This window comes from Brevundimonas sp. Root608 (assembly GCF_001427825.1).
GTDB lineage: Bacteria > Pseudomonadota > Alphaproteobacteria > Caulobacterales > Caulobacteraceae > Brevundimonas.
In genome coordinates this window covers 49,732-73,632 of the sequence record NZ_LMGT01000007.1, presented here as the reverse complement: position 1 = coordinate 73,632, position 23,901 = coordinate 49,732, and the positions used below count along the sequence as shown (strand labels likewise).

General features: G+C 69.8%; 27 protein-coding genes and 1 tRNA gene. 20 read left to right on the top strand and 8 right to left on the bottom strand.

Annotated features, from left to right (window positions below):
* Nucleotides 1–8 precede the first annotated feature (8 nt).
* Both ASD59_RS11000 and ASD59_RS10995 read left to right on the top strand, forming a co-directional pair.
* Nucleotides 9–554 carry a TadE/TadG family type IV pilus assembly protein gene (locus ASD59_RS11000; protein ID WP_082560173.1) on the top strand — a complete coding sequence of 182 codons (546 nt, stop codon included), beginning with the start codon at nucleotides 9–11 and terminating at the stop codon, nucleotides 552–554.
* On the top strand, nucleotides 551–1,087 hold the full coding sequence (locus ASD59_RS10995; protein WP_055831677.1) for a TadE/TadG family type IV pilus assembly protein: 537 nt from the start codon (nucleotides 551–553) through the stop codon (nucleotides 1,085–1,087). The genes ASD59_RS11000 and ASD59_RS10995 overlap by 4 nt, the downstream gene beginning before the upstream one ends.
* On the opposite strand, the gene ASD59_RS10990 is transcribed toward ASD59_RS10995, so the two are convergent.
* From ASD59_RS10990 to ASD59_RS10970, 5 genes are read right to left on the bottom strand one after another with little or no spacing between them, the layout of a single operon-like run.
* A complete protein-coding gene (locus tag ASD59_RS10990) occupies nucleotides 1,084–2,376 on the bottom strand; it encodes an anthranilate synthase component I family protein (protein WP_055831676.1) in 1,293 nt (430 codons plus the stop codon). The two genes, ASD59_RS10995 and ASD59_RS10990, sit on opposite strands and share 4 nt — an antisense overlap.
* A complete protein-coding gene (locus ASD59_RS10985; protein WP_055831675.1) occupies nucleotides 2,373–3,152 on the bottom strand; it encodes a tyrosine-protein phosphatase in 780 nt (259 codons plus the stop codon). The genes ASD59_RS10990 and ASD59_RS10985 overlap by 4 nt, the downstream gene beginning before the upstream one ends.
* Nucleotides 3,153–3,180: 28 nt before the next feature.
* The gene (locus ASD59_RS10980) at nucleotides 3,181–3,486 is read right to left on the bottom strand and encodes a winged helix-turn-helix domain-containing protein (protein WP_055831674.1); all 306 of its coding nucleotides are present in this window, start codon (nucleotides 3,484–3,486) and stop codon (nucleotides 3,181–3,183) included.
* A 2-nt stretch (nucleotides 3,487–3,488) separates the two neighbouring features.
* On the bottom strand, nucleotides 3,489–4,112 hold the full coding sequence (locus ASD59_RS10975; protein ID WP_055831673.1) for a hypothetical protein: 624 nt from the start codon (nucleotides 4,110–4,112) through the stop codon (nucleotides 3,489–3,491).
* Nucleotides 4,113–4,126: 14 nt separating this feature from the next.
* Nucleotides 4,127–4,696, bottom strand: coding sequence for a hypothetical protein (locus ASD59_RS10970; RefSeq protein WP_055831672.1), 570 nt, complete (start codon nucleotides 4,694–4,696; stop codon nucleotides 4,127–4,129).
* A 271-nt stretch (nucleotides 4,697–4,967) separates the two neighbouring features.
* Here ASD59_RS10970 and ASD59_RS10965 point away from each other — a divergent pair, with 271 nt between their 5' ends.
* Entirely contained in the window at nucleotides 4,968–5,717 is a 750-nt protein-coding gene (locus ASD59_RS10965; protein WP_055831671.1) for an SAM-dependent methyltransferase, read from the top strand.
* A gap of 3 nt (nucleotides 5,718–5,720) precedes the next feature.
* On the opposite strand, the gene ASD59_RS10960 is transcribed toward ASD59_RS10965, so the two are convergent.
* From ASD59_RS10960 to tsaD, 3 genes are read right to left on the bottom strand one after another with little or no spacing between them, the layout of a single operon-like run.
* Nucleotides 5,721–6,101: a Rieske (2Fe-2S) protein gene (locus ASD59_RS10960; protein ID WP_055831670.1), complete on the bottom strand. Its 381-nt coding sequence runs from the start codon at nucleotides 6,099–6,101 to the stop codon at nucleotides 5,721–5,723.
* Nucleotides 6,098–7,096, bottom strand: a complete 999-nt coding sequence (locus tag ASD59_RS10955; RefSeq protein ID WP_055831669.1) for an NAD(P)H-dependent glycerol-3-phosphate dehydrogenase — start codon at nucleotides 7,094–7,096, stop codon at nucleotides 6,098–6,100. The genes ASD59_RS10960 and ASD59_RS10955 overlap by 4 nt, the downstream gene beginning before the upstream one ends.
* A 9-nt stretch (nucleotides 7,097–7,105) precedes the next feature.
* Entirely contained in the window at nucleotides 7,106–8,242 is a 1,137-nt protein-coding gene (gene tsaD / locus ASD59_RS10950; protein WP_055831668.1) for a tRNA (adenosine(37)-N6)-threonylcarbamoyltransferase complex transferase subunit TsaD, read from the bottom strand.
* A 43-nt stretch (nucleotides 8,243–8,285) separates the two neighbouring features.
* Here tsaD and hemC point away from each other — a divergent pair, with 43 nt between their 5' ends.
* The 17 genes from hemC (at nucleotide 8,286) to truB (ending at nucleotide 23,900) form a co-directional block, all read left to right on the top strand.
* Entirely contained in the window at nucleotides 8,286–9,236 is a 951-nt protein-coding gene (gene hemC, locus ASD59_RS10945) for a hydroxymethylbilane synthase (RefSeq protein ID WP_055831667.1), read from the top strand.
* The gene (locus ASD59_RS10940; RefSeq protein WP_055831776.1) at nucleotides 9,233–9,910 is read left to right on the top strand and encodes a uroporphyrinogen-III synthase; all 678 of its coding nucleotides are present in this window, start codon (nucleotides 9,233–9,235) and stop codon (nucleotides 9,908–9,910) included. Before hemC ends, ASD59_RS10940 begins: the two co-directional genes overlap by 4 nt.
* Nucleotides 9,911–9,953: 43 nt before the next feature.
* A tRNA-Thr gene (locus tag ASD59_RS10935) sits at nucleotides 9,954–10,029 on the top strand.
* Between the two features lie 145 nt (nucleotides 10,030–10,174).
* Entirely contained in the window at nucleotides 10,175–10,804 is a 630-nt protein-coding gene (locus ASD59_RS14015; RefSeq protein ID WP_082560163.1) for a helix-turn-helix domain-containing protein, read from the top strand.
* A gap of 95 nt (nucleotides 10,805–10,899) precedes the next feature.
* Entirely contained in the window at nucleotides 10,900–11,391 is a 492-nt protein-coding gene (locus ASD59_RS10925) for a hypothetical protein (RefSeq protein WP_055831665.1), read from the top strand.
* A 182-nt stretch (nucleotides 11,392–11,573) separates the two neighbouring features.
* Nucleotides 11,574–12,773: a methionine adenosyltransferase gene (metK, locus tag ASD59_RS10920; protein WP_055831664.1), complete on the top strand. Its 1,200-nt coding sequence runs from the start codon at nucleotides 11,574–11,576 to the stop codon at nucleotides 12,771–12,773.
* A 29-nt stretch (nucleotides 12,774–12,802) separates the two neighbouring features.
* Nucleotides 12,803–13,501, top strand: coding sequence for a tRNA (guanosine(46)-N7)-methyltransferase TrmB (trmB, locus tag ASD59_RS10915; RefSeq protein WP_055831663.1), 699 nt, complete (start codon nucleotides 12,803–12,805; stop codon nucleotides 13,499–13,501).
* Nucleotides 13,502–13,534: 33 nt separating this feature from the next.
* Nucleotides 13,535–14,038, top strand: coding sequence for a DUF1993 domain-containing protein (locus ASD59_RS10910; protein WP_055831662.1), 504 nt, complete (start codon nucleotides 13,535–13,537; stop codon nucleotides 14,036–14,038).
* 126 nt (nucleotides 14,039–14,164) lie between these two features.
* A complete protein-coding gene (rimP, locus tag ASD59_RS10905) occupies nucleotides 14,165–14,707 on the top strand; it encodes a ribosome maturation factor RimP (RefSeq protein WP_055831661.1) in 543 nt (180 codons plus the stop codon).
* Between the two features lie 2 nt (nucleotides 14,708–14,709).
* A complete protein-coding gene (nusA, locus tag ASD59_RS10900; RefSeq protein WP_055831660.1) occupies nucleotides 14,710–16,461 on the top strand; it encodes a transcription termination factor NusA in 1,752 nt (583 codons plus the stop codon).
* A gap of 18 nt (nucleotides 16,462–16,479) precedes the next feature.
* The gene (locus ASD59_RS10895) at nucleotides 16,480–17,148 is read left to right on the top strand and encodes an RNA-binding protein (protein WP_055831659.1); all 669 of its coding nucleotides are present in this window, start codon (nucleotides 16,480–16,482) and stop codon (nucleotides 17,146–17,148) included.
* Nucleotides 17,149–17,230: 82 nt separating this feature from the next.
* Entirely contained in the window at nucleotides 17,231–20,239 is a 3,009-nt protein-coding gene (gene infB / locus ASD59_RS10890) for a translation initiation factor IF-2 (protein ID WP_055831658.1), read from the top strand.
* Nucleotides 20,240–20,431: 192 nt separating this feature from the next.
* Entirely contained in the window at nucleotides 20,432–20,962 is a 531-nt protein-coding gene (locus tag ASD59_RS10885; protein ID WP_055831657.1) for a hypothetical protein, read from the top strand.
* 72 nt (nucleotides 20,963–21,034) lie between these two features.
* A complete protein-coding gene (locus ASD59_RS10880) occupies nucleotides 21,035–21,673 on the top strand; it encodes a hypothetical protein (RefSeq protein WP_055831656.1) in 639 nt (212 codons plus the stop codon).
* Nucleotides 21,670–22,383, top strand: a complete 714-nt coding sequence (locus ASD59_RS10875) for a DUF2459 domain-containing protein (RefSeq protein ID WP_082560162.1) — start codon at nucleotides 21,670–21,672, stop codon at nucleotides 22,381–22,383. The genes ASD59_RS10880 and ASD59_RS10875 overlap by 4 nt, the downstream gene beginning before the upstream one ends.
* Nucleotides 22,384–22,494: 111 nt before the next feature.
* Nucleotides 22,495–22,968 carry a 30S ribosome-binding factor RbfA gene (gene rbfA, locus ASD59_RS10870; protein ID WP_055831655.1) on the top strand — a complete coding sequence of 158 codons (474 nt, stop codon included), beginning with the start codon at nucleotides 22,495–22,497 and terminating at the stop codon, nucleotides 22,966–22,968.
* Nucleotides 22,968–23,900 (top strand): tRNA pseudouridine(55) synthase TruB, encoded by a 933-nt coding sequence (gene truB / locus ASD59_RS10865; protein ID WP_055831654.1) that lies wholly within the window; start codon nucleotides 22,968–22,970, stop codon nucleotides 23,898–23,900. Before rbfA ends, truB begins: the two co-directional genes overlap by 1 nt.
* Nucleotide 23,901: the final 1 nt, after the last annotated feature.

Genomic DNA, 23,901 nt, shown 5'->3' with positions numbered 1-23,901 from the left:
CCTTGCTGATGCAATCCCGCCAGCCCCGGGTCCGGAAGCGCCGCCACGGGTTCCTCGCCCGTCTGCTGGCGGCCCGCGACGGATCGGCGGCCGTTGAATTCGGCATGGTCGCCTTGCCGTTCTGCATGATGATGTTCGCCATCCTGGAACTGGGCGTCGTCTTCGTCACGGACTCCGTCCTTGAGAACGCCACCATCGAGACCGGCCGCCTGGTCCGCACCGGCCAGGCCAGCGCCCAGAATATGACGGCGACACAGTTCAAGACGTCCCTGTGCAGCCGGATGAGCATCTTCGCGCCCGATTGCGCCGCCCGGGCGACGATCGATGTGCGGATCATCCCCCAGTTCGCCGTCACGCCGCCCGATCCGATGGCCGGTGGGACCTTCGACGCCGGGGCGCTGACCTATTCCAACGGCAATCCGGGCGACCTGGTGCTCGTGCGGGTCTGGTACCGGCAGCCGCTGTTGACGACCTTTCTGGCGCAGGGATTGTCACGCCTGAACGACGGGTCCGCCATACTGACCGCCACCACCGCGTTCCGGAATGAGCCATGAGACGCAAGGGGCTGATTTCCCGCCTGACCAGCGACGAACGGGGCGTCTCCGCCGTCGAGTTCGCCATGATCGCGCCGGTCATGATCGCCTTCTATTTCGGCATGGCGGAATTCTGCCAGGGCTATATGGCGCAAAAGCGCATGGGGCATGTCTCGGCCATGGTCGCCGACCTGGTGGCCCAGGAAGAATCCGTCGCGGCGGCCAGCGTTGACGACATCTTCCAGATTGGCGGGCTGATCATGAAGCCCTTTTCCACCGCAACGCTGAAGCAGCGCGTCAACAGCGTGACCCAGACGGCGGGCGTGGCCCGGGTCGTCTGGAGCCGCGGCTACAACATGACGTCCCGTCCGGTCAACGAAGTGATCGTCCTGCCGGGGGGCCTGATCTCCGATGGTGAAAGCATCATCGTGACGGAGGCCACCTACGACTACGACTCTCCGGTCGACTATCTGATGCCTGCTGTGACGCGGTTCTCGCACACCTATTATCTCCGGCCTCGCACCGTCGACAATGTGACTTGCCCGGACTGCTAGGAGCCGGTCAGGGCCTCGCGCAGGGCCAGGATCTTGGCGTCGGTCTCCGCCAGTTCAGCCTCGGGCTCGCTGTCCGCAACAATGCCGGCTCCCGCCAGGGCGCGGAAGCGCCAACTGTCTCCGGTTCGCCTGAAGGAGGCGGTGCGGATGAGCACTGAAGCCGTCATCCGGCCGTCGTCCTCGATGTGAAACAGGGTGCCGCACCACGGACCGCGCGGCGGCTCGTGACCGGCGATGACCTTCATGGCCTGATGCTTGGGCGCGCCGGTGATCGAGCCGGGCGGGAAGGCTGCGGCCAGCAGCCCGGCGGGACCGACGCCCTGCCGCGCGCGCGCGGAAACCGTCGAGACCAGGTGGTGGACGGTCGGATGGCTTTCGATCTCGAACAGCCGGTCCACCGTGACGGAGCCAGGCTCGGCGACCCGCGCCAGATCGTTGCGCATCAGATCCACGATCATCAGGTTTTCGGCCCGGTCCTTGGCGCTGATTTCGAGTTCGCCGGCCAGGGCGGCGTCGCGCGCCGGGTCGGAATCGCGCCGCCGGGTGCCCTTGATCGGCCGGGTCTCGATCCGGCGGCAGCCGGGATCGAAGGTCAGGAAAAGCTCGGGCGAATTGGAGACGATCGCCACGTCGCCCAATCGCCAGAAGGCGCCGTAGGCGGCGGCGCGGCCGGAGAGGCGCAGCATGACGTCGAACGGATCGGCGCCGGGAACCAGCGCCCCGGACCAGGCCCGCGCGATGTTGGCCTGGAACAGTTCCCCGGCCGCGATGCGGTCGACGACGTCCGCCACGGCGTCGACATAGGCCCCCGGCGCGGCTTCGGCCTCGAACCGTTCGGCCGGGGCGGCGGGCGGCTCCGGATCGCGCGCGGCCGCCAGCCACACCTCGGCCGATGCGGCGGCGGCGCGGGCGGCCGCGGGGTTCTCGCCCCGCCCGATCACGCTGACGGTGCGGTCGCGGTGATCGAAGGCCAGCATGGCGGGATAGCGGGCCAGCATCAGGTCGGGCCATATCGCGGCGCGAGGACCGGTCGCCGCGCGGGCGCCCGCGTCATAAGCGATCAGGCCGATGACCCCGGCGCGAAAGGCCTGCGATCCAATCGGGTCCATATCGGCCCGCACGGGGCCCACATGGACCCGATCCGGTTCAGCGGAGACGAACGACCAGCGCCCCAGGGCGCCGCCGTCCGAGATCAGGGCCAGCGGCCCGTCGAGATGTCTCAGGCCGTTGGCGACCGCGAGCGGATCGCGCCATGGCCGTGTCCGGGTCTCGACGACGGGGGCATTCACGCCGCCAGCCGCTCGCCGATGCGGTCGCGCAGACGGGCATCGACGCCCAGGGCCTGTTCAAGATAGCCGTCGACCGAGCCAAACTGCGCCGCGACCTCGAACAGGGCGGTTTCAAGATAGACCGGTTCGACGCCCAGAAAGGCCACCACCGCGTCGTGAGAGGCGGTGCGGCCGGTCATGGCCTCCAGCTGCCGGGCGATGCCCGGCGCGCGCCGTTCCAGATCCACGGCGACGTTGGTCAGCAGGTAGTCGGCGATCATGTCGTCCGGATGGACCCCGAGCAGATGGTGGGTCAGGGCGGCCAGCATGCCCGTCCGGTCCTTGCCTGCGGCGCAGTGGATCAGGACGGGTCCGTCGACCTCGCCCAGGATGCGGAAATAGCGGGCGAACAGATCGAGGTGCGAAGCCTCGAACGGCAGCCGGCGGTATGTCTCGGTCATGAACCGCCGACCGGAGTCGGGCGTGAGGTCGGCGGTCTTCAGGAATGTGATGTGCGGGGCCTCGCCGCCGTCATCATGGGCGCTTTCGATCACCGCGCCCGTGAAACGGGCCGGGCGTTTCGAGGGCTGGTCGCGGCGCTCGGACGGCCGGCGCAGATCGACGATGGCGGCGATGTCCAGCGCATCCAGACGGTTCAGGTCCGCGTCGCTGACCCGCGCCTGATGGGCCGAACGGAACAGCCGCCCGGACGCGATATGGCGGCCTGCCCCGGCGGCGTAGTCGCCGTAGTCCCGGAAATTGTCGAGGGCGTCGAAGCGGTGGATGCGGCCGGTCATGGCGGCCTTCTAGCCGAGGCGCGGCGGTCTAACCACTCCTGCCGACCAGACCCTGCATGGCGTCGAGATAGGCGACGAAGGCCTTGCGCCCCGCCGCCGTCATCGACGCCTCGGTCAGCGGCTTTCGACCCTCGAACCGCTTGGTCACGGCCACGAAGCCGGCGTCCTCCAGCTTCCGCAGATGGACCGACAGATTGCCGTCGGTGGTCAGCAGCCGCGCCTTGAGGGTGTTGAAGTCGGCGCTGTCCACGCCCGAAAGCACCGCCATGATCCCCAGTCGGACACGACCGTGGATGACCTCGTCGAGGCGGTTGATGTCGAACGCGTCGGCCACGCTCAGCGCCTCGCGCCGCGCATCAGCAGGAAGCCGGGCAGGGCCATCAGCAGGAACAGGGCGGCGGCGTAGGCGAGATACTGATCAGCGCTTCCGGCCAGGGCCGCCAGCAGCGGGGCGGCGAGGAACGAAGCGATGGCCAGCCACCACAGACGACCGCTCTTGTACATGGCGGCGCTGACGGCCCAGCCGATTCCGTAGAAGACCATGATGACCGATGGCACCAGCCAGAAGGCGATCTCGACGCCCTCTCCGCCGGCGCGCCAGCCCAGCGCGGCCATGGAACCGAACAGGGCGAAGATGCCCCAGCCCAGCGCGCTCCACACCGTGGTGGTGGCCCGGTTGCTGGCGGTCATGACGCCGCCGCCGCGCTTCAGCCGGACGATGACGACCGCCAGGACGAGGAAGAACAGCAGGGTGGCCGCGAGCCAGCCCAATCCTGTGTCGGGGCCCGACGACGGAACCCGATCCGTGATCTGGGCCCAGTGGAACAGGCTCGCCGCGCCGTAGATCAGGCCCGCGCTCATCAGGATGGAGGCGCCCTGCATCGGGGCGTCGGCGCCCTCCTCGGCCAGTCGGCGCATCCAGGCGATGTCGGCGACGGGGTCTTCGGCGTTCTCGGTCATGGGTCTGTCGTCCTTCACAGGCGTCGGCCAAGCGCCAGCCACAGTCCCGGAAGCAGGGCCACGAGGGCAAGCGCGCAAGCATAGATGAGATAGGGGTCCGGCGTCCCGAAGCGCAGGGCGATCCCCGCGACGCCGGCGAAGGCGATGGCGGCCACCGCCGCCATATTGGCCGTCCCGGTTCGCGCCGCGGCGACGGCCCAGGCCAGGCCGTACAGGGTCAGGCCGACGGCCGAGGTCCAGCGCATCAGCTCCCAGTCGCCGGCGGCGGCGGACAGCCCGGCCAGGGCCAGGGCCGCGCCGATGTGGATCAGGATGGCGGTGCGCGACCAGCCGGCGACGCGGCGGCCCGCCTCGCCGCCCGCCCGCTTCAGGCGAAACACGCCGAACAGAAAGGCCCCGACCGTGAGCGGCCAGCTGAGGCCGAGGACGGCGGGATGCCAGCCGAGGGCGCCGCTCATGACGCCCCACTGGATCAGATTGGCCGCGCCGAAGGTGAGGCCGGCGAGAAGCAACACCCGCCCCGCACAGACCGAAACGGCAGGCAGGGGGCGGGACGCGGCGAGATCGAAGGCGACGGCGGACATGGGTGAAAGCTCCGTGTTGGCCCTTATCTCTCACGCTTACTTTAAAATGTAAAGTACTTCGCCGCTCTTGATTGTTCGCATCCCCGTTGGACCGGGCCGGCCGAAAAACACAGTCTCACCCGTCTCACCCGTCTCACCCGTCTCAAGCCTCTCGAGCGAAGGCGGCCTGCAGTTCCGCGGACCGGCTCCGACGGGCTTGTCAGTGAAGCATGCACCTGCGTCAGTTCCGGACGTGGGCGGATCGCCGACCTCCCCGGACCGGTGACGACTGATGTCCATGACCTTCCCCCGCATCGCCTATGAGGCGCTCGAGGTCTGCAACGGCGTGACGATGGCCGCGGTCGAGACGGCTGTCTCGCGTGCGGGATTGGCCGCGGGGGTCGAGGCGCTGGATATCGGCGCCGGAAACGCCGCCGTGGCGATCCGGCTGGCCGAAACCTTCGGGCTGCGGGTCACGGCGATCGAGATGGATCCCGGGATGGCGGATCTCGCGCGGGCGCGCATCGCCGGAGCCGGCGTCGAGGATCGCGTCACGCTGGTCGTCGCCGCCGCCGCCGACGTCCTGGCCCGGACGCGGCCGGTCGATCTGATCACGGCTCTCGGGACGACGAACGTCACCGGCGAGGGCAGGCCGACGCCGGAGGCCGCCCTGCGCGCGCTGCGTCGGCACCTCAGGCCGGGCGGCTGGCTGTTGTGGGGCGATCTCGTCTGGCTGTCCGAACCGCCCGGCCCGCTGCGCCAGATCGTCGAGGCGACCAATCTGTATGCGGGTCACGACGGCTGGCAGGCCGCGGCGCGAACGGCGGGCCTCGAGGTCGTCGTCGCGGAAATTTCGCCGAAAGCCGTGTTCGACGACTATGCGCGGGCCCTGACGGATGCGGCCCGACGATGGCTGGAAGCCAATCCCGCGGCGCCGGAAGCCGGGTCCATCAGGATGAGCGCCGACCGGGTCGGGGCCATGCTGGAATACGGCCGGGACCATATCGGCTTCGGCCTGTACCTGCTGCGCAATCCGGGCTGACCGTCAGGCCGTGCGGATGACACCGTCCCGCGCCACGACGGGCCAGGCGGTCAGACGCGCGCCGGCGCAGGGCCCGCCGACACAGGCGCCGGACAGAGGCTCGAACACCGCCCCGTGCCATCCGCACAGGATCAGCGACCCGTCCGGAACCAGATAGCGGTCCAGTTCGATCGCCAGCGGAAAGCCCTGATGCGGGCACCGGTCGACATAGCCCGCCACCTGACCGTTCTTGCGCACGACAAAGCCGTGGAAGAAGGCCTCGCCGATCTGCAGCACGAAGCCGCGCGAGCCCGGGTCGGCGATGTCCGTCTCGGCGCACAGGGTCACGTTCGGCGGCGTGGTCCAGACGCGTTTGCGTTCGGTGTTCGCCGGCGCCTCGCTCAATGCCGCTCGACCTTGAGCGGGCGCGACAGGAGGTCGTCGATCACGGCCCCGACCGTCGTCTCGCCGTTCAGCAGGGCGGCGACGGCCAGCGAGATGGGCATGTCGACACCCATCTTCGCCGCCAGCTCCCGGACGGCCGGCGCGCTTTCGTAGCCCTCGGCCACCGAGCGTTTCCCGGCCAGGGCCTGCTCGACGGTCTGGCCCTGGCCGAGCGCGAGGCCCAGGCTCATGTTGCGGGACTGGGGGCTGGAGCAGGTCAGCACCAGATCGCCGAGGCCGCACAGGCCGGCGACGGTCTCGGCCTTGCCGCCGAGTGCGACGCCCATGCGGGTCATTTCGGCGAAGCCGCGCGTGATCAGGGCGGCATGGGCGCTGCGGCCCAGGCCGCGACCCTCGGACATGCCGCAGGCGATGGCCAGCACGTTCTTGATCGCGCCCCCGACCTCGGCCCCGATCAGGTCGGACGCCAGATAGGGCCGGAAGCCGGGCGCCGACAGGGTCCACATAAGCTCCTCGCCCAGGGCCTCGTCGGCGCAGGCCAGGGTGACGGCGCTGGGCAGGCCGCGGGCCACCTCGCCGGCGAAACTGGGGCCGGACAGGACCGCGGCGGGCGCATCCGGCAAGGTTTCCGCCAGCACCTCCGTCATCAGCTTCAGCGAGCCGCGCTCGATGCCCTTGGAGCACAGGATCACCGGCACGCCGGGCCGGTGGCGGGCGGCGAACGCCGTCAGGGTCGACCGCATATGCTGGGCCGGCGGCACCGCCAGAATGACGTCGCAGGCGGCGAGGTCGGCCAGGTCGGCCGTCACCGAGACCTTATCGTCGAGCGTGATCCCGGGCAGGAAGGCCTCGTTGACACGGCGGGCGCGGATGCTCTCGACCACCTCGGGCTCGCGCGCCTGCAACAGGACATCAAGCCCCGCCCGACTTGCGACCTGGGCCAGGGCGGTGCCCCAGGCGCCGGCGCCGATCACTCCCGCGGTTTTGAACTGCATGCGTCTTCCCTAGGCCTTGGCGCCCTTGCGGCCCGGCGGATGGACCGGGTCGGCGAGCGCGCTCTGTTCGTCCAGCGGCCAGCGCGGCCGGGCGGCGGTATCGATGTCGGAGGTCAGGCCCTTCTGCAAGCGTTCCGCGCCGGCGAGGGCGATCATGGCCGCATTGTCGGTGCAATAGGCCAGGGGCGGGGCGAGAAAGGCGAAACCGCGGGCGGCGGCGGTCGCCTCCAGGGTGGCGCGGACGGTCCGGTTCGCGGCCACGCCGCCGGCGACGACGAACAGCCGGTGGTCGTGGCGTTCGGCATAGGCCTTGAGCGCCCGGTCGGAGCGTTCGCTGAGCTGGCGCGCGATGGCGGTCTGGACCGCGTCGGCGAGATCGGCGCGGTCCTGTTCCGTCTCGCAGGCCTGGGCCAGGCGCGAGGCGGCGGTCTTGAGGCCCGAGAAGGAGAAGTCGCAATCCTTGCGCCCCAACAGAGCGCGAGGAAGGTCGAAGCGGGCGCCGTCGCCGGTCGCGGCCAGTTTCTCGAGCGCCGGGCCGCCCGGGTAGCCGAGGCCCAGCGCCTTGGCGATCTTGTCGAAGGCCTCGCCGGCGGCGTCATCGATGGTGGTGCCCAGCCGCGTCATGTCGCCGACGCCGCGCACCTCCAGCAACTGGCAATGACCGCCCGAGACGAGCAACAGCAGGAAGGGATAGTCGACCCGGGCGCCCAGCCGGGCCGAAACGGCGTGACCCTCCAGATGGTTGACGGCGACCAGGGGCAGGTCGCGGGCCAGGGCCACGGCCTTGCCGAAGCTGAGGCCGACCATGACGCCGCCCACCAGACCCGGCCCGGCGGTGGCGGCCACGCCGTCCAGGGCGCCGTAGTCGAGGCCCGCCTCCCCCATCGCCCGGCGAACGACCCCGTCGATCATCTCGACGTGGCTGCGGGCGGCGATCTCGGGGACGACCCCGCCATAGGCGGCGTGATCATCGATCTGGCTGTGAACCACGGACGACAGGACGGCGGCCTCGCCGTCGGGCGACAGGCGCACGACCGAGGCGGCGGTCTCGTCGCAACTGGTCTCGATGCCGAGCACCGTGAGGTCGCCGCCGACAGCGTCGGTTGCCCGGCTCCCCTTGCTGCTATAGTCGGCGGGCCTGTCCATCGGGTCGAGGTAGCGACCCCGTTCAACCGGCGCAACGACTCTCATGGCCCATCTCGTCCGCATCGGCACGCGCCGCTCCAAACTGGCGATGACCCAGTCGGGCATGATGCAGCGCGCCATCGGCCGCGCCTTGGGCGTCGCCGACGCCGACCTGGCCGAGGCCGTGCCCCTCGTCGAGATCGTGACCACGGGCGATCGGGTGCAGGACCGGCGGCTGATGGAGATCGGCGGCAAGGCCCTGTTCACCAAGGAGATCGAGGAGGCGCTGGCCGATGGTCGCGTCGACGTGGCGGTCCATTCGATGAAGGATGTGCCGGCCGAGCAGCCGCACGGCCTGTGCATCGCCGCCGTGCCGCCGCGCGAGGACGCCCGCGACGCCTTCGTCAGCGAGACCTTCGCGACCTTCGCGGACCTGCCGATGGGCGCGCGGCTGGGAACGGCCTCGCTGCGGCGCCAGGCCCAGGCGCTGGCGCTGCGGCCCGACCTGACCATCGAGATGTTGCGGGGGAACGTCGACACCCGGCTGCGCCGCGCCGCCGAAGGCGATTTCGACGCCATCCTGCTGGCCGTTTCGGGCCTGAACCGGCTGGGGTTCGAGAGCGTGATCCGCGAGCGGCTGTCGCTGGACGACTTCCTGCCGGCGCCGGGCCAGGGCGCCCTGGCCCTGCAGACGCGCGTGGAAGACACCGGCGCCGCTTGGGTCCAGGCGCTCGACGATCCGATGACGGCGCTGGCGGTGGCGGCGGAGCGCGGGGCGATGACGGCGCTCGAGGGGTCGTGCCGCACGGCCATCGGCGCCCATGCCGCGGCCGTCGACGGCCGGCTGCGCCTGACGACGGAAATGCTCGCGCCCGACGGCTCGGCGCGCTGGCGTCGGTCGGCGGAGATGGACGGGATTCAGGCGGAGGACGCCATGGACCGGGCGCGGGCCATGGGGCTGGCGCTGGGGGCCGCCGTCCACCCGGCGGCCGGGGATCAGAGGGCCCCGTCCTGACGCCGGTCCGGCGAGTCTGGGTCACCCGCGCCGAACCGGGCGCCGCCCGCACCGCCGAACGCCTGACCGCGCTCGGCTTCGATCCGGTGGTCGCGCCCTTGCTGGCGATCCGGCCCGTCGCCGCCGATCTCGGGCTGGACGGCGTGACCGCCCTGGCCTTCACCAGCCGCAACGGCGTCGACGCCTTCGCTGACCGCAGCCCGGAACGGACCTTGCCGGTCTTCACCGTCGGGGATGCGACGGCCGAACTGGCGCGGGCGCGCGGCTTCGGAACCGTCCGCTCCGCGCAGGGGGCCCTGGTCGACCTGGCCGGCCTGCTGGTCGGGGCGGCGCCGACGGGGGGCCTGGTGCTGGTTCCCGGCGCGAAGAAGCCGGCGGGGGATTTGTCGGCCCTGCTGACGGATCGCGTCAGGGTGCGGGCCCTGCCGCTCTATGAGGCGGTGGAAACCGGCGTCGCGGCGCCGGGGCGGTTCGATGCGGTCCTGGTCCATTCAGCGCGGGCCGCCCGCGCCCTGGGGGCGCTCGGGCCCTTCGCGGGGGCGCGGGCCGTCGCCCTCTCCGCCGCCGTCGCCGACGCCCTCGGCGAAGGCTCCGGCCTGGAAATCCGCATCGCCCGCGCTCCCGACGAGTCCGCGCTGCTCGAGGCGCTTGGCAAGCCCGCGCCCCGCGTATAAAGAGCGCCTCTCGCGCAGGGCCTTCGTCGCCCGTTGCGCCAAGGCCGCTTTAGCTCAGCTGGTAGAGCATCGCATTCGTAATGCGGGGGTCAGGTGTTCGAGTCACCTAAGCGGCACCATTCCTTCGAACCGGGTCAGATCCCGAAAGCGAAGACGGGTCCGGCCCGGGGCCGCGTTCCGTAAACGACGACGCTTTCCCGGCGCTCCGCTACTGGACGAGGCGGTTCGCAGGCCGTAGCTATTCGGGCCGTACCGGAGCGTAGAATGTCGCAGCGCCTCAGCGCCCGCCAGGAAGAGTGTCTGAGGCTGACCGCCTTCCTGACCGACAAGGAGATCGCCGCCCGCCTTCACCTGTCGGAGGCCACGGTCAAGAAACACGTGCACGAGGCCTGCCGCCGGATGGGCGTGAACCGGCGCAAGGCGGCGCTCGCCCTTCTGGAACGAAACGTACCAGGGCCGAAAGACCCCATTGGCGGCGGCGATCTTTCCGCCGTTGATGCCTCCCTCGACAGGGAGTCAGACCATGGCATTGAAAAGTCCGCCGCTTCCCCAGTGGACCTGGGAGGATCTCGAGGCCGCGCTGGACGCGTTCAGTCCGACGGGCGCGAACGACCCGGTCCGGAGTCATCTGCTGCGGGGACTGGCGGACGACGCGGAGCAGTCGAGCCCGCGGGAACTGCTGCGGCAGGTGCTGAGCGCGGGCTGGGTGATGGCGCAGGTGGGGGCCCAGAACGGCGCCTCGGCTACCGCCCCCCGCCACGCGGCTGGGGCGTCCGCCTCCTGATCCTGCTCGTCATCGTGGTGGTGACGGCGGTGATGCTCAAGGCCGTGGCCGACCTCATCCTCGCCTTCGCCGGACAGGCCCAGGAGATCGGGGAGGCCACCACCTTCTAGCGGCCCCTTGAGCCAACGCTGGCGGTGCGGGCGCACGCCCCGCCCGCCGAGTCATTGGAGAGATTCAGATCACGCTCTTTCTGGCCGGCTATTACGTGCTCACCCTGGCCGCGGTTGTGGTTGCGTGGCTCAAGGGCGGGCATCCGGAACGCCTCGGCGCCGTGACGACGCTCGTTGTCTTCGCGGTGTCGTTTTACACCCACGAGCTCAGGGTCGGCGCCTTCTACGCCGGCGACGCCGTTGTCGACTTCCTGATGACCGGCTTGTTCGTCTGGCTGGCGCTCACCCGTGACAGGTGGTGGGCCCTGGTCATGTCCGCGATCATGACGCTGACCCTGCTGGTCTATGTCTCTGCGCTCGTCGTCCCCGATCTGGGAGCCTATGCCGTCCTGTCGGCCCGCATCGGCCTGGGAATTCTGGCCTCGCTGACCCTTCTGTGCGGCGCGGGCGAGCGCTGGCTGGTCGGCGAACGGGCTGTCAGCGATCGCGAAGCCTGGGTCCGCCGGGCAAGGTCACGGTCACGGTCACGGTCCGGGAACGCCGGTCCACGCCCGGTCGCCCAGGCGCCGCGAGAGGTCCGCCCGTGAGCGGGGCCTTGAGCTGACGGAGAGCGCCGCAGCATCACGCCCTTCTACATAGCGATGCATATCCTCGCGCAGCTTTCGACCACCGTCGGCCGCCCCGGTCTGGCGGAGCCGGCGCCAAGCGTCTTGAACATATAAACATATCCTTATATGTCTGCCGGCCAACCCACCGCCGGAGCTCCGCCTTGTCCCGATCGTCGTTCCTGTTCACATCTGAAAGCGTCTCCGAGGGCCATCCCGACAAGGTCGCGGATCGCATTTCGGACACCGTGGTGGACCTGTTCCTGTCCAAGGATCCCTATGCCCGGGTGGCCTGTGAAACCATGACGACGACGAACCTCGTCGTGCTGGCCGGCGAAATCCGCGGCCAGGGCATCATGGACACCGACGGGCAATGGGCGCCCGGCGTGCAGGACGAGATCGAGGCCGCCGTGCGCGCCGCCGTGCGCGACATCGGCTACGAGCAGTCCGGCTTCCACTGGGAGACGTTCGAGTTCATCAACCGCCTGCACGGTCAGTCGGCCGACATCGCCGTGGGCGTCGACGCGGCCGGCAACAAGGACGAGGGCGCGGGCGACCAGGGCATCATGTTCGGCTACGCCTCCAACGAGACGCCGGAGCTGATGCCGGCGACCCTGCAGTACAGCCACAACATCCTGAAGCGCCTGGCCGAGGTGCGCCACGGCGGCGACAAGCGGCTGGAGCCCGACGCCAAGAGCCAGGTGACGATCCAGTACGAGGACGGCAAGCCGGTGCGGGCCACCTCGATCGTGCTGTCGACCCAGCACGCCGCCGGCCTGTCGTCCGCCGACGTCGCCGCGATCGTGAAACCCTACATCCTCGAAGTGCTGCCGAAGGGCTTCACCGACGAGAACACGGTCTGGCACATCAACCCGACCGGCATTTTCGAGATCGGCGGCCCGGACGGCGACGCCGGCGTGACGGGCCGCAAGATCATCGTCGACACCTACGGCGGCGCGGCCCCGCACGGCGGCGGCGCCTTCTCGGGCAAGGACCCGACCAAGGTCGACCGTTCGGCCGCCTACGCCTGCCGCTACCTGGCCAAGAACATCGTCGCCGCCGGTCTGGCCGACCGTTGCACCATCCAGATCTCCTACGCCATCGGCGTGGCCAAGCCGCAGTCCATCCACGTGGACCTGCACGGCACCGGCAAGGGCGCCGTCACCGAGGCGGTGCTCGAGGCCAACATCCTCGGCCTCATCGGCGGGGCCACCCCGCGCGCCATCCGCGAGCACCTGGGCCTGAACAAGCCGATCTACGCCCGCACCGCCGCCTACGGCCATTTCGGCCGCGCGCCGGACGCCGACGGCGGGTTCAGCTGGGAGAAGACTGATCTGGTCGACCAGCTGAAGGCGCTGGCCTGAACGGCCGGGCGCGTCTAACAGGCGCGCCCATGGCTTCTTCAGACGACACTGCCCACCGCCCGCTGCGCTCGTTCGGCCGCATCAAGTCGCGCGCCATCAAGCCGCGGCAGGCGGCGCTGTTCGACACCCTGCTGCCGTCCATCGCCCTGCCCGACCCCAAGGCGGGGCCGATCGATCCGTCGGCGCTGATGCCCGGCGCCGCGGGCGTCTGGCTGGAGATCGGCTTCGGCGGCGGCGAACATCTGGCCGAACAGGCGAGCCGTCATCCGGATGTGCTGATGATCGGCTGCGAGCCGTTTCTCAACGGCGTCGGCTCGGCCCTGCGCCACATCGACGAGCGCGGGCTGAAGAATGTCCGCCTGCACGCCGACGACGCGCGCGACGTGATGACGGCCTTGCCGGACGCCAGTCTCGACCGGGTGATGATCCTGTTCCCCGACCCGTGGCACAAGGCGCGGCACAACAAGCGGCGGCTGGTCCAGGACGAGACGGCGGCCGAGATCGCGCGACTGCTGAAGCCGGGCGGCCGGCTGCGGTTCGTGACGGACTGGACCGACTATGCGGAATGGGCGCTGGAGCGGTTCGAGCGCACGCCCGGTCTGGTCCGGCAGTTCGACCCGGCCATTGACTGGTTCACGGCGCCCGCCGATCACGTCGTCACCCGCTATGAAGAAAAGAAGCTTGGCGATACGCCGCCGATCTTTCTGGATTTCATCCGCGCGACCTAGCACCAGGTCGGTCTGAACCAAGGACTTCGATCCATGAGCCTGGCCCTCCAAGACGCCTCCGCGACCCTGTTCCTCCGGGGACTGAACGTTCTGTCGGGCCTGGTCGACAAGGCCGTCCAGTCCGGGCTGGACGCGGCGGCGATCATGGACGCGCGGCTGGCCCCGGACATGAAGCCCTTTCCCGATCAGGTCCGCATGGCGGCCTTTTCGGCGCGCAGCTGTGTCGCGCGCCTGACCGGTCAGGATTGGCCGAAGACCGACGATTCAGAGGCGACCCTGGCCGAACTCAAGGCGACCATCGCGCTTTCGATCGCCGTCATCGAGGCGACGGACGCCGCGGCCTTCGAGGGCGGCGAGACGCGTCGGATCGAAATACGCTTCCCCGGCGTCGAGCTGGATTTCGAGGGCGCGGGGTATCTGACCAGCTTCGCCCTGCCGAACTTCTACTTCCACGTCAGCATGGCCTACGCCATCCTGCGCAATGCCGGGGTCGAACTGGGCAAGCGGGATTATCTCGGCACGCTGGCGCTGGTCTGACGTCAGGGGCTGACAAAGGCGATCCGGGGAGCTATACGCCGTCCCACATCGTTAGACCGGCGTCCTAACGGCGCCGTTTGAAGCGGCGGCCGTCGGGCCCGCCGCTTTTTGTTTGGACCAAAGCCTTTGAAGGCCAAGACCGCCGAAGACCGCCAGCTGCTGGAGCTGATCGAACCCGTGGCCGAGAGCCTGGGCCTCGATATCGTGCGCGTGCGGCTGATGGGCGGCACCCTGCGCCGCCGGCTGCAGATCATGGCCGAGCGACCGAGCGACCACGACATCGCCGTCGAGGAATGCGCCCGCCTGAGCCGCGCCGTGTCGGAGGTGTTCGACGCCGCCGATCCGATCAACGGCGAATATCTGCTGGAGGTGTCGTCGCCGGGCGTCGACCGCCCCCTCACCCGGCTGAGCGATTTCGACCTGTTCGAGGGGTATGAGGCGCGGCTGGAAAGCGACCGCATGATCGAGGGGCGCAAACGCTTCAAGGGCGTGATCGCCGGCACGGACGGCGACAATGTCGCCATGGATCTGGAAGGGGAAGAGGACACCGCCCTCATTCCCTTCGAATGGCTGGTCGACGCCAAATTGGTGCTGACCGACGAACTGATGAAGGCGGGCGCCGAGAAGCGCGCCGCCCGTAACGACAACTCTACCGAGACCGAGGACTGATCATGGCTGTTGCCGGCGTTTCCGCGAACCGACTCGAACTGCTTCAGATTGCTGACGCGGTCGCGCGCGAGAAGAACATCGACAAGGAGATCGTCGTCGAGGCGATCGAGGAGGCGATCCAGAAGGGCGCCAAGTCGCGTTACGGCGCCCATCACGACATCCGCGCCAAGATCGACATCAAGTCGGGCGAACTGGCCCTGACGCGTCACGTCACCATCGTGGCCGACGACTGGCAGCCCGAGGACGAGCTGGAAGAGTTCAACGACTCGGCCATGGTCCGCCTGACCGACGCTTCCAAGCGCGATCCGGAGGCCTTCGTCGGCAAGGAATACGTCGAGACCCTGCCGCCCTTCGAGTTCGGCCGCGTCCAGACCCAGATGGCCCGCCAGGTGGTGACCGGAAAGGTCCGCGAGGCGGAGCGCGCCAACCAGTACGAAGAGTTCAAGGACCGCGTCGGCGAGATCGTCAACGGCACCGTCAAGCGCGTCGAATACGGCAACACCGTCGTCGACCTGGGCCGGGGCGAGGGCATCATGCGCCGCAACGACTCGATCCCGCGCGAGGTGTTCAACATCGGCGACCGGATCCGTACCTACATCTATGACGTCCGCGCCGAGGCCAAGGGCCCGCAGGTCATGCTGTCGCGTTCGCACCCCGGCTTCATGGCCAAACTGTTCGCCCAGGAAGTGCCCGAGGTCTACGACGGCGTGATCGAGATCCGCGCCGCCGCCCGCGACGCCGGCTCGCGCGCCAAGATGGCCGTGCTGTCGAACGACTCCTCCATCGATCCGGTCGGCGCCTGCGTCGGCATGCGCGGCTCGCGGGTCCAGGCGGTCGTCGCCGAACTGCAGGGCGAGAAGATCGACATCATCCAGTGGAACAGCGACGAGCCCACCTTCATCGTCAACGCCCTGGCCCCGGCCGAGGTGTCCAAGGTGGTTCTGGACGAGGAAGCTGACCGCGTTGAAGTCGTGGTGCCGGACGAGCAACTGTCGCTGGCCATCGGCCGCCGCGGCCAGAACGTCCGCCTCGCCTCGCAGCTGACCGGCTGGCAGATCGACATCATCACCGAAAGCCAGGACTCCGAGCGCCGCCAGCGCGAGTTCAGCGAACGCACCGTGCTGTTCCAGGAGGCCTTGGACGTGGACGAGGTCATCGCCCAGCTGCTGGTCACCGAAGGCTTCGCCACGGTCGAGGATCTGGCCTTCGTCGAACCGTACGAGATCTCGGACATCGAGGGCTTCGACGAGGACACGGCCGAGGAGCTGCAGGCTCGCGCCCGCGACTTCCTGGACCGTCAGGCCGCCATCCTTGACGCCAAGCGCGTCGAGCTGGGCGTCGAGGACGGCGTCATGGCCGTTCCGGGCGTGACCGGCGCCATCGCCGTCGCCCTCGGCGAAGGCGGGGTGAAGACCGTCGAGGATCTGGCCGACCTGGCCACCGACGAAATCCGCGGCGGCTACGAAGTGAAGAACGGCGAACGGGTCAAGGTCCCCGGTGTGCTGGAAAGCTTCAACCTGGCCCAGGAAGAGGCTGAAATGCTGATCCTGCAGGCGCGCGTCGCCGCCGGCTGGATCGACGCCTCGGAACTGCCGCAGCCGCCCGAGCCGGAATACGAGGAAGAACTGCCCGAAGGCGAATACGACGCCGAAGCCGTCTTCGCCGCCGCGCCGGAAGGCGATGAGGCCGAAGCCGTCGAAGGCGACGATGCGGAGGTCCTCGCCGAGGACCCCGAACAAACCCCCGACGCGTGATGGGAGACCGGATCGTTCATGAGTCTGCGCGAAGCGACGATCGATAGAGAGCGACGCGACCTCGTCACCCACGAGGTCATGGACGAATCTCGCCTGATCCGCTTCGTCGCCGCTCCGGACGGTTCGGTGGCCCCCGACCTGGCGCGCAAGCTGCCGGGACGCGGCCTGTGGGTCGCGGCGGACCGCGCCTCGATCGAGACGGCGGTGAAGAAGAACCTGTTTTCGCGGGCCGCCAAGGCGCCGATGAAGCCCGCCGCCGACCTGGCGGACACGGTCGAAAACCTGCTGGTCAAACGCTGTCTGGACCAGCTGGGGCTTGCCCGTCGCGAAGGCGTGCTTATCTCCGGTTTCGAGAAATCCCTGGCCAATGTCCGGTCGGGAAAGGCCGCGTGGATCATAGAGGCGGCGGACGGGTCCGCCGACGGCCGCGGCAAGCTGCTTTCGCTGGCGAAACACATGACTCCGCCCCCGAAAGTCTGCGGCGTCTTCACGGCGGACGATTTGAGTTTGGCCCTTGGGCTGGAAAATGCGATACACGCCGTCCTGCTTGAGGGCGGGCGGGCCGATCGCTGGACCATAGAGGTCGAACGACTGGCGGGATTTCGACCGTTGACGCCTCCGCAGTGGGGCGATGAAGCGGCTGGGATGCCGAACAAGGTTTTGAACGGGCGGGGTTCTGCTCCCTGATTTGGGGGCAGGGCGACGCGCGATTTTTTGTGTTTGAACGAGACGACAGCGGACTGCCCGCTGTTCCGAGTAAAGCGACCGGATGACTGACGAGAACGACAAGACCAACGACGGCGCACCGCAGGCTCCGACCGGAACTCCGTCCACGACGGGTCCGCGGGCGCCGCTCAGCCTGAAGCCCCGGCAGGCGGGATCGGTTTCGACCGGCACCGTGCGCCAGAGCTTCAGCCACGGCCGCACCAAGACCGTGGTGGTCGAGACCAAGCGACCCCGGGCCGGCGTCGCGCCGGGCCATCAGCGCCCGCAGGGCTTCGACGTCGCCGCACGTCCGCGCACCGACGCGCCCGCGCCCCAGGCGCCGCGTCCGGCCATGCCGTCCGGACCCGCCGGCGGCCGCCTGTCGAACGAGGAGCAGGAGGCCCGCCGCCGCGCTATCGAGCTGGCGACCCAGGCCCAGGCCCAACGCGCCCAGGCCGCTGCCGCCGAACAGGCGCGCCGCGACCAGGCCGCGCATGAACAGGCCGCCGCCACGGCCCAGGCGGCCAACGCCGCACAGGCGGAAGCCGCCGCCGCCCGCGCCGCCGCCGAGGCCGCCCGCGCCGAGGCGTCCAAGCTGACCGCCGCCGCTCCGGCCCCGGCCCCCGCCAAGCGCGCCCCGGCCGCCGCTGCGCCGACGCCTGCTCCGGCCGCCCCGGTGGCGCCGACCCCGGCTCCGGTCGAGGCCGCCGCCCCGCCTCCAGCCCCCGCCGCCCCGGCCCGCCCGGCTCCGCCCGCGCGCCCGGTGGTCAATTTCGGCCAGCGCGTGCCCAAGGCCCCGAACCCCTCCCGCGCTCCGGCCGGCCCCGCCTTCGGCGGCCGCTCGGCCCGTGAGGAAGCCATGGGCGGCGGTGAACGCGCCTATTCCGACCGTCCCGCCGCTCCGGCCCGCCCGACCGGCCGGCCGGCCGAACCCGTCCGCTACTCTGCCCTGACTCCGCGCCCGGCGCCGGGCGCCGCCCGTCCGGGTCCGCGCACCGGCCCCGGCGGCCGTCCGACCCCGAACGCACCCCCGGCCCAGGCCGAGGTCGCCCGTCCGAGCCGCGCGCCCGGCGGCGGCTTCGCCCGCCCGCTGAAGCCCGAGGATGATCGCGACAAGCGTTTCTCGGACGCCGGCAAGGCCGTCAGCCGCACCCGCGGCGAGCCCAAGCGCCGCGAAGGCCGCCTGACCATCCAGTCGGTTGCAGGCGACGGCGACACCGCCGAGCGGATGCGCTCGCTGGCCTCGGTCCGCCGCGCCCGCGAACGCGAGAAGGAAAAGCGCAAGGGCGGCTCCACCGATGCGCCGAACCGTCCGCGCGAAGTCGTCATCCCCGACGTCATCACCGTGCAGGAGCTGTCCAACCGGATGGCCGTGCGCGGCGTCGACATCATCAAATTCCTGATGAAGCAGGGCCTGATGATGAAGATCAACGACGTCATCGACACCGACACCGCCGAACTGGTGGCCGACGAGTTCGGCATGACCGTGCGCCGCGTGTCGGAGAGCGACATCGAGACGGGCTTCCTGTCCGACGCGATCGACGACGAGGCGACCACGCCCCGCGCGCCGGTCGTGGCCATCATGGGCCACGTCGACCACGGCAAGACCAGCCTGCTGGACGCCCTGCGCACCACCGACGTCGCCTCGGGCGAGGCCGGTGGCATCACCCAGCACATCGGGGCCTATCAGGTTCGCCTGCCCAGCGACGACCGCGTCACCTTCCTCGACACCCCGGGCCACGCCGCCTTCTCGGCGATGCGCGCCCGCGGCGCCAATGTGACCGACATCGTGGTTCTGGTCGTGGCCGCCGACGACGGCGTCATGCCCCAGACGATCGAGGCCATCCAGCACGCCAAGGCGGCCGGCGCCCCGATCATCGTCGCGGTCAACAAGATCGACAAGCCGGACGCCAACCCGCTGAAGGTCGTCAACGAACTGCTGCAGTACGAAGTCATCGCCGAGAGCCTGGGCGGCGACACCCAGATCATCGAGGTGTCGGCCAAGGAACGGACCAATCTGACCGGTCTGATCGACGCCATCCTGGTGCAGGCCGAGGTCATGGACCTGAAGGCCGATCCGGAACGCTCCTCGGAAGGCGTGGTCATCGAGGCCAAGCTGGACAAGGGCCGCGGCCCCGTCGCCACCGTCCTGGTCAAGCGCGGCACGCTGAAGCGCGGCGACATCGTCGTGGCCGGTTCCGCCTGGGGCAAGGTTCGCGCCCTGCTGAACGAACGCAACGAGCAGCTGACCGAAGCCGGTCCGTCGGTGCCGGTCGAGATCCTGGGTCTCGACGAGGCTCCGAGCCCGGGCGATCCGTTCGCCGTGGTCGAGAACGAGGCCCGCGCCCGCGAGCTGACCGAGTACCGTGACCGCATCAAGCGCGAGAAGGCCACGGGCGGCATCAACCAGGTCAGCCTGGTCGACATGATGTCCAAGCTGCAGTCCAAGAAGGTCTCGGAACTGCCGGTCATCATCAAGGCCGACGTGCAGGGTTCCGCCGAGGCCATCGTCGGCTCGCTGGACAAGATGGGCAACGAGGAGGTTCGCGCGCGCACCGTCATGTCGGGCGCCGGCGGCATCACCGAAAGCGACGTCCAGCTGGCCAAGTCGGCCGGCGCGCCGATCCTCGGCTTCAACGTCCGCGCCTCGAAACAGGCCCGCGACCTGGCCGAGCGCGAAGGCGTCGAGATCCGCTACTATTCGATCATCTACGACCTGCTGGACGACATGAAGGGCGTGCTGTCCGGCATGCTGGCCCCGCTGCAACGGGAAACCTTCCTGGGCAACGCCGCGGTGCTGCAGGTCTTCGACATCTCCAAGACCGGCAAGATCGCCGGTTGCCGGGTGTCCGAGGGCGTGGTCCGCAAGGGCGCCAAGGTCCGGATCATCCGCGACGACGTCGTGGTTCTGGAGCTGGGCACCCTCACGACGCTCAAGCGCTTCAAGGACGAGGTCAACGAGGTCCCGTCGGGCCAGGAGTGCGGCATGCATTTCCAGGGCTTCCAGGACATCAAGGCCGGCGACTACATCGAGTGCTTCACGGTCGAAGAGATCAAGCGCACGCTGGACTAGGGTTCTCCCTCCCCCGAAGTGGGGAGGGACGGCGCAGCGCAGCGAAGCCCGGGTGGGGAAATGTGAAGCTTCCGCCGTCCGGGCCTGAGGAAGCAATTCCCCACCCGGATCGCTTCGCGATCGTCCCTCCCCATGAAGGGGAGGGAGAGGGCCGCGCCGCCTTTTCGCCTTACCTGTCGGAGATCAAACCGCATGCGCCGTTTCCTGATCGCCGTCCTGACCCTGTCCGCCGTCACCCAGGTCGCCTCGGCCGGCCCCGCCGCGGCGGAGACGCGCTTTCTCGCCTACAACGCCTCGGACCGGGTCACCCAGGCCCTGACGCGGGGCATCACCCTGGAAGCCGAGCGCGGCCTGTTCGGCGCGATCAGCGTGCGGCGGATCATCTCCACCTCGAACCGCGGCCAGGCCGATATCCGGCGCGGCGGCCCCGACGCCGTGCGACGCGCCCTCCCGGCCGGCTCGACCGAGTCGTCTGTCTATTCGATCACGCCCGAGGGCGGCGGCCGGGCCCTGGGCCGGGCGCTTTGTCCTGGTTCGGACGAAGCCTGGATGGTGCTGGGCCGGGTGCGGCTGGCCCGCCCGCTGGCGGTTCACGCCGTCGGGCGTTGGCCGGATGGAACCTATCGGCACTGCGTCCAGCTGTCCTACGACTGGCGCGGCGAGTGGGCGGTTCCTCCCGCGGGCGGCGCCGCGGACGATGCCAACGCGCCTGTGGCGCGATAGGCGTTCACCTCCGCATTCCGCCTCGCTAAGGTTGCGGCGATGTCCGCCGCCGCCCTCCCCCGACAGACCGGATTGAAACGCCTCGCCGGCGCGCTGGCCTTCCTGTGCCTGGTGCTGTTCCTTCTGGCCATCGAGAACCGCCACGCGATCGAGGCCTGGCGGGCCGTGCGGGACGAGGCTGTCCCCGCGGCCGGCCGGGTGGCCGATTGGGCGGGCCGGCTGCCGTCGGGCGCCGCCGATGGGCTATCGGGTCTCAGGACGGCTGTCGCAACGGACCCCGGGATCGTGGCGGCGGACGCGACGGATGCGATGCTTGCCGGCGAGTACGGCCCGACTGATGAGGCGACCCGCGTCACGGCCGGGGCTGTCGCCTTCGTCGGCGCCGACCTGCGGTTCGACAGGGGCGAAACCTTCCACACCCGACCGCTTCGCATCGCCGCCGGACGGGAAGCCTTCGTCGCGGGCCAGACGTATGCCGGCCGCTGGGGGGCTCCGGCCGACGCGCAGATCGAACTGCGCCGCATCGTTCCCGCGGCGCATGGTCGGACCGTCGCGGCCTCGGCGCTTTGCGGCGGCGCGACGCCCGGCGTGGTCGCCCTGTTGCACCGTCAGAACCAGGTGGACGTGCTGATCTTCCGGGCCCGAACTGTCGTCGGCCCCGATGCCGCACCCTCGGCCCTGTGCGGCGCGTGGAGCTTCCGTCAGAGATGAAACGCCGCCGCCGGGAATCCTGGGGCCTGAAGCGCTTTCTGGCCGTCGCCGTTCTGGCCGCCTTCGCGGCCGTCTGGACGTGGACGGCGCCCGGCGACCCGGCGCTCTGGCCTGCCCGCGCGGATGAGGCCCTGGTCGAGGTCCACCTGCTCGACAATGGCTTCCACACCGACCTGGCGGTTCCCCGCCGGGCGCTCGAGGCGCGGCGCGGGCCGCTGGCGGACGCCGTCCGTGGCCTGGCGCCGGGCGACTGGATCCTGATCGGCTGGGGCGACGCGAAATTCTATGTCGACCAGAGCCCCATGGAGAGCCGCCTGCCCGACGGCCTGCGGGCCTTCTTCAAGCCGGGCAACGCCTCGGTGATCATGCTGGACCCGGCGCAGCGGGATCCGCGCGCGGCCTACGCGCCCGGAACTCGCCGGACCCTTCGCCTCTCCGCAGCAGGCTTCGACGCCATGGCGGACCATATCCAGGGCTCGCTCGACCTGAGCGACGGCCACCCGCGCATCGCGGCGGCCCGCGCGGGCGACGACGCGCGCTTCTTCGCCAGCCGGGAGCATTTCTCGATCGGCCATCTGTGCAACCACTGGAGCGCGGGGATTCTGAACGCGGCGGGCCTGCCCGTGCGCCCGATCCGGTCGATCACCTCGGCCGAGGTCATGGCGACCATCGATCGCGCGGAATTGGACACCAGGGCCGCACGGGACTAGACCCCGCGCTCTTTTATTTTTGCCGCGTTCGAAAGGCTCCGCCTTTCCGACCCGACGCGGCTTCGCTTTTTCAGGCCGGGTCCGATCCCCGACAGGCGACGAGGACAGAGCATGAGCAACCGCAAACCGAAGAAGCCCGCCGCCAAGGCCGGCACCGTCAGCCAGCGCCAGCTGCGCGCCTCCGAAATGATCCGCCACGCCCTGGTCGAGGTCATGCGCGAGAACGAGATCCGCGACCCGGCCCTGGTCGGGGTGTCGGTCACGGTCACCGAGGTGCGGCTGTCGCCCGATCTGAAACACGCCACCTGTTTCGTCGAGCCGCTGGGCGCGGGCGTCGAGACGGCGCCGGTCGCCGGCCATATCGACGAGATCGTCAAGGCGCTGAACGTTCACGCCAAATTCCTGCGCGGGGCGCTGGGGCGGCATATCGACATGCGCTTCACCCCCGACCTGCGCTTCCGCCACGACGAGAGCTTCGCGGCCGCCGAGCGCCTGAACCGGCTGCTGGACGATCCCCGGGTGCGCGCCGACGTCTATGTGTCGCCGTTCGAGGATGACGACGCGGAAGAGGACGGCCCGGCCTGATGGGTCGCCGGAAACGGGGCGAGATCGTCAACGGCTGGGTCTGCCTCGACAAGCCGTACGGCATGGGATCCACCGACGCCGTGTCGAAGGTCCGCCGCCTGTTCGACGCCCAGAAGGCGGGCCACGCCGGGACGCTGGATCCGCTGGCCAGCGGCATCCTGCCCATCGCCCTGGGCGAGGCCACAAAGACCGTGCCGTTCATGATGGATGCGCAGAAGGTCTATCGTTTCACCGTCAACTGGGGCGTCACCACCGACAGCCTCGACCGCGAGGGCGAGATCACCGCCCGGTCGGACGTGCGGCCGGACGTGGAAGCCGTGCGGGCGGCGCTGCCGGCCTTCGTCGGCGAGATCGATCAGGTGCCGCCGCAGTTCTCGGCCATCAAGGTGGACGGCCAGCGCGCCTATGACCTGGCCCGCGAGGGCGCCGATTTCGAACTGGCCAGTCGCCGTGTGACCATCCATGAGGCGGCGGTCACCGACGCGCCGGACGCCGACCATGTCGAGATCACCATACGCACGGGCAAGGGCGTCTATGTCCGGTCGCTGGCCCGCGATCTGGCGATCATGCTGGGCGCCGAGGGGCATGTTTCGGCCCTGCGCCGCGAGCGGGTCGGGCCGTTCTCGACGGAAAACGCCGTCACGCTGGATTTCCTGACCGATCTGGTGCATAGGGACGCCGCCTCGGAAGGCTTGCTTCCCGTCGCGACCGCCCTGGACGACATCCCGGAGCTGGCCGTGACGGACCAGGACGCCTTCTCGCTTCGTCAGGGACGACCGATCGTTCTGCTCCCCCGACAGGTCGAAACGCTCAAAAGCCGCCTTCGGGATGGCTCCAGAACCGTTTCAGCCTTCCAGGGACAGACCCTCGTCGCTCTCGGTCAGTTGCGGGCCGGCCGGCTAGAACCCGACCGCGTTTTTAATCTCCCCTGAC

Excerpts from the sequence above, each read along its gene's own strand:
- ASD59_RS11000 (WP_082560173.1), top strand. The coding sequence starts at position 9 with ATGCAATCCCGCCAGCCCCGGGTCCGGAAGCGCCGCCACGGGTTCCTC.
- ASD59_RS10995 (WP_055831677.1), top strand. The coding sequence starts at position 551 with ATGAGACGCAAGGGGCTGATTTCCCGCCTGACCAGCGACGAACGGGGC.
- ASD59_RS10985 (WP_055831675.1), bottom strand. The coding sequence starts at position 3,152 with ATGACCGGCCGCATCCACCGCTTCGACGCCCTCGACAATTTCCGGGAC.
- ASD59_RS10975 (WP_055831673.1), bottom strand. The coding sequence starts at position 4,112 with ATGACCGAGAACGCCGAAGACCCCGTCGCCGACATCGCCTGGATGCGC.
- ASD59_RS10970 (WP_055831672.1), bottom strand. The coding sequence starts at position 4,696 with ATGTCCGCCGTCGCCTTCGATCTCGCCGCGTCCCGCCCCCTGCCTGCC.
- ASD59_RS10965 (WP_055831671.1), top strand. The coding sequence starts at position 4,968 with ATGTCCATGACCTTCCCCCGCATCGCCTATGAGGCGCTCGAGGTCTGC.
- ASD59_RS10955 (WP_055831669.1), bottom strand. The coding sequence starts at position 7,096 with ATGCAGTTCAAAACCGCGGGAGTGATCGGCGCCGGCGCCTGGGGCACC.
- tsaD (WP_055831668.1), bottom strand. The coding sequence starts at position 8,242 with ATGGACAGGCCCGCCGACTATAGCAGCAAGGGGAGCCGGGCAACCGAC.
- hemC (WP_055831667.1), top strand. The coding sequence starts at position 8,286 with ATGGCCCATCTCGTCCGCATCGGCACGCGCCGCTCCAAACTGGCGATG.
- ASD59_RS14015 (WP_082560163.1), top strand. The coding sequence starts at position 10,175 with ATGTCGCAGCGCCTCAGCGCCCGCCAGGAAGAGTGTCTGAGGCTGACC.
- trmB (WP_055831663.1), top strand. The coding sequence starts at position 12,803 with ATGGCTTCTTCAGACGACACTGCCCACCGCCCGCTGCGCTCGTTCGGC.
- ASD59_RS10910 (WP_055831662.1), top strand. The coding sequence starts at position 13,535 with ATGAGCCTGGCCCTCCAAGACGCCTCCGCGACCCTGTTCCTCCGGGGA.
- nusA (WP_055831660.1), top strand. The coding sequence starts at position 14,710 with ATGGCTGTTGCCGGCGTTTCCGCGAACCGACTCGAACTGCTTCAGATT.
- ASD59_RS10895 (WP_055831659.1), top strand. The coding sequence starts at position 16,480 with ATGAGTCTGCGCGAAGCGACGATCGATAGAGAGCGACGCGACCTCGTC.
- infB (WP_055831658.1), top strand. The coding sequence starts at position 17,231 with ATGACTGACGAGAACGACAAGACCAACGACGGCGCACCGCAGGCTCCG.
- ASD59_RS10885 (WP_055831657.1), top strand. The coding sequence starts at position 20,432 with ATGCGCCGTTTCCTGATCGCCGTCCTGACCCTGTCCGCCGTCACCCAG.
- ASD59_RS10875 (WP_082560162.1), top strand. The coding sequence starts at position 21,670 with ATGAAACGCCGCCGCCGGGAATCCTGGGGCCTGAAGCGCTTTCTGGCC.
- rbfA (WP_055831655.1), top strand. The coding sequence starts at position 22,495 with ATGAGCAACCGCAAACCGAAGAAGCCCGCCGCCAAGGCCGGCACCGTC.
- truB (WP_055831654.1), top strand. The coding sequence starts at position 22,968 with ATGGGTCGCCGGAAACGGGGCGAGATCGTCAACGGCTGGGTCTGCCTC.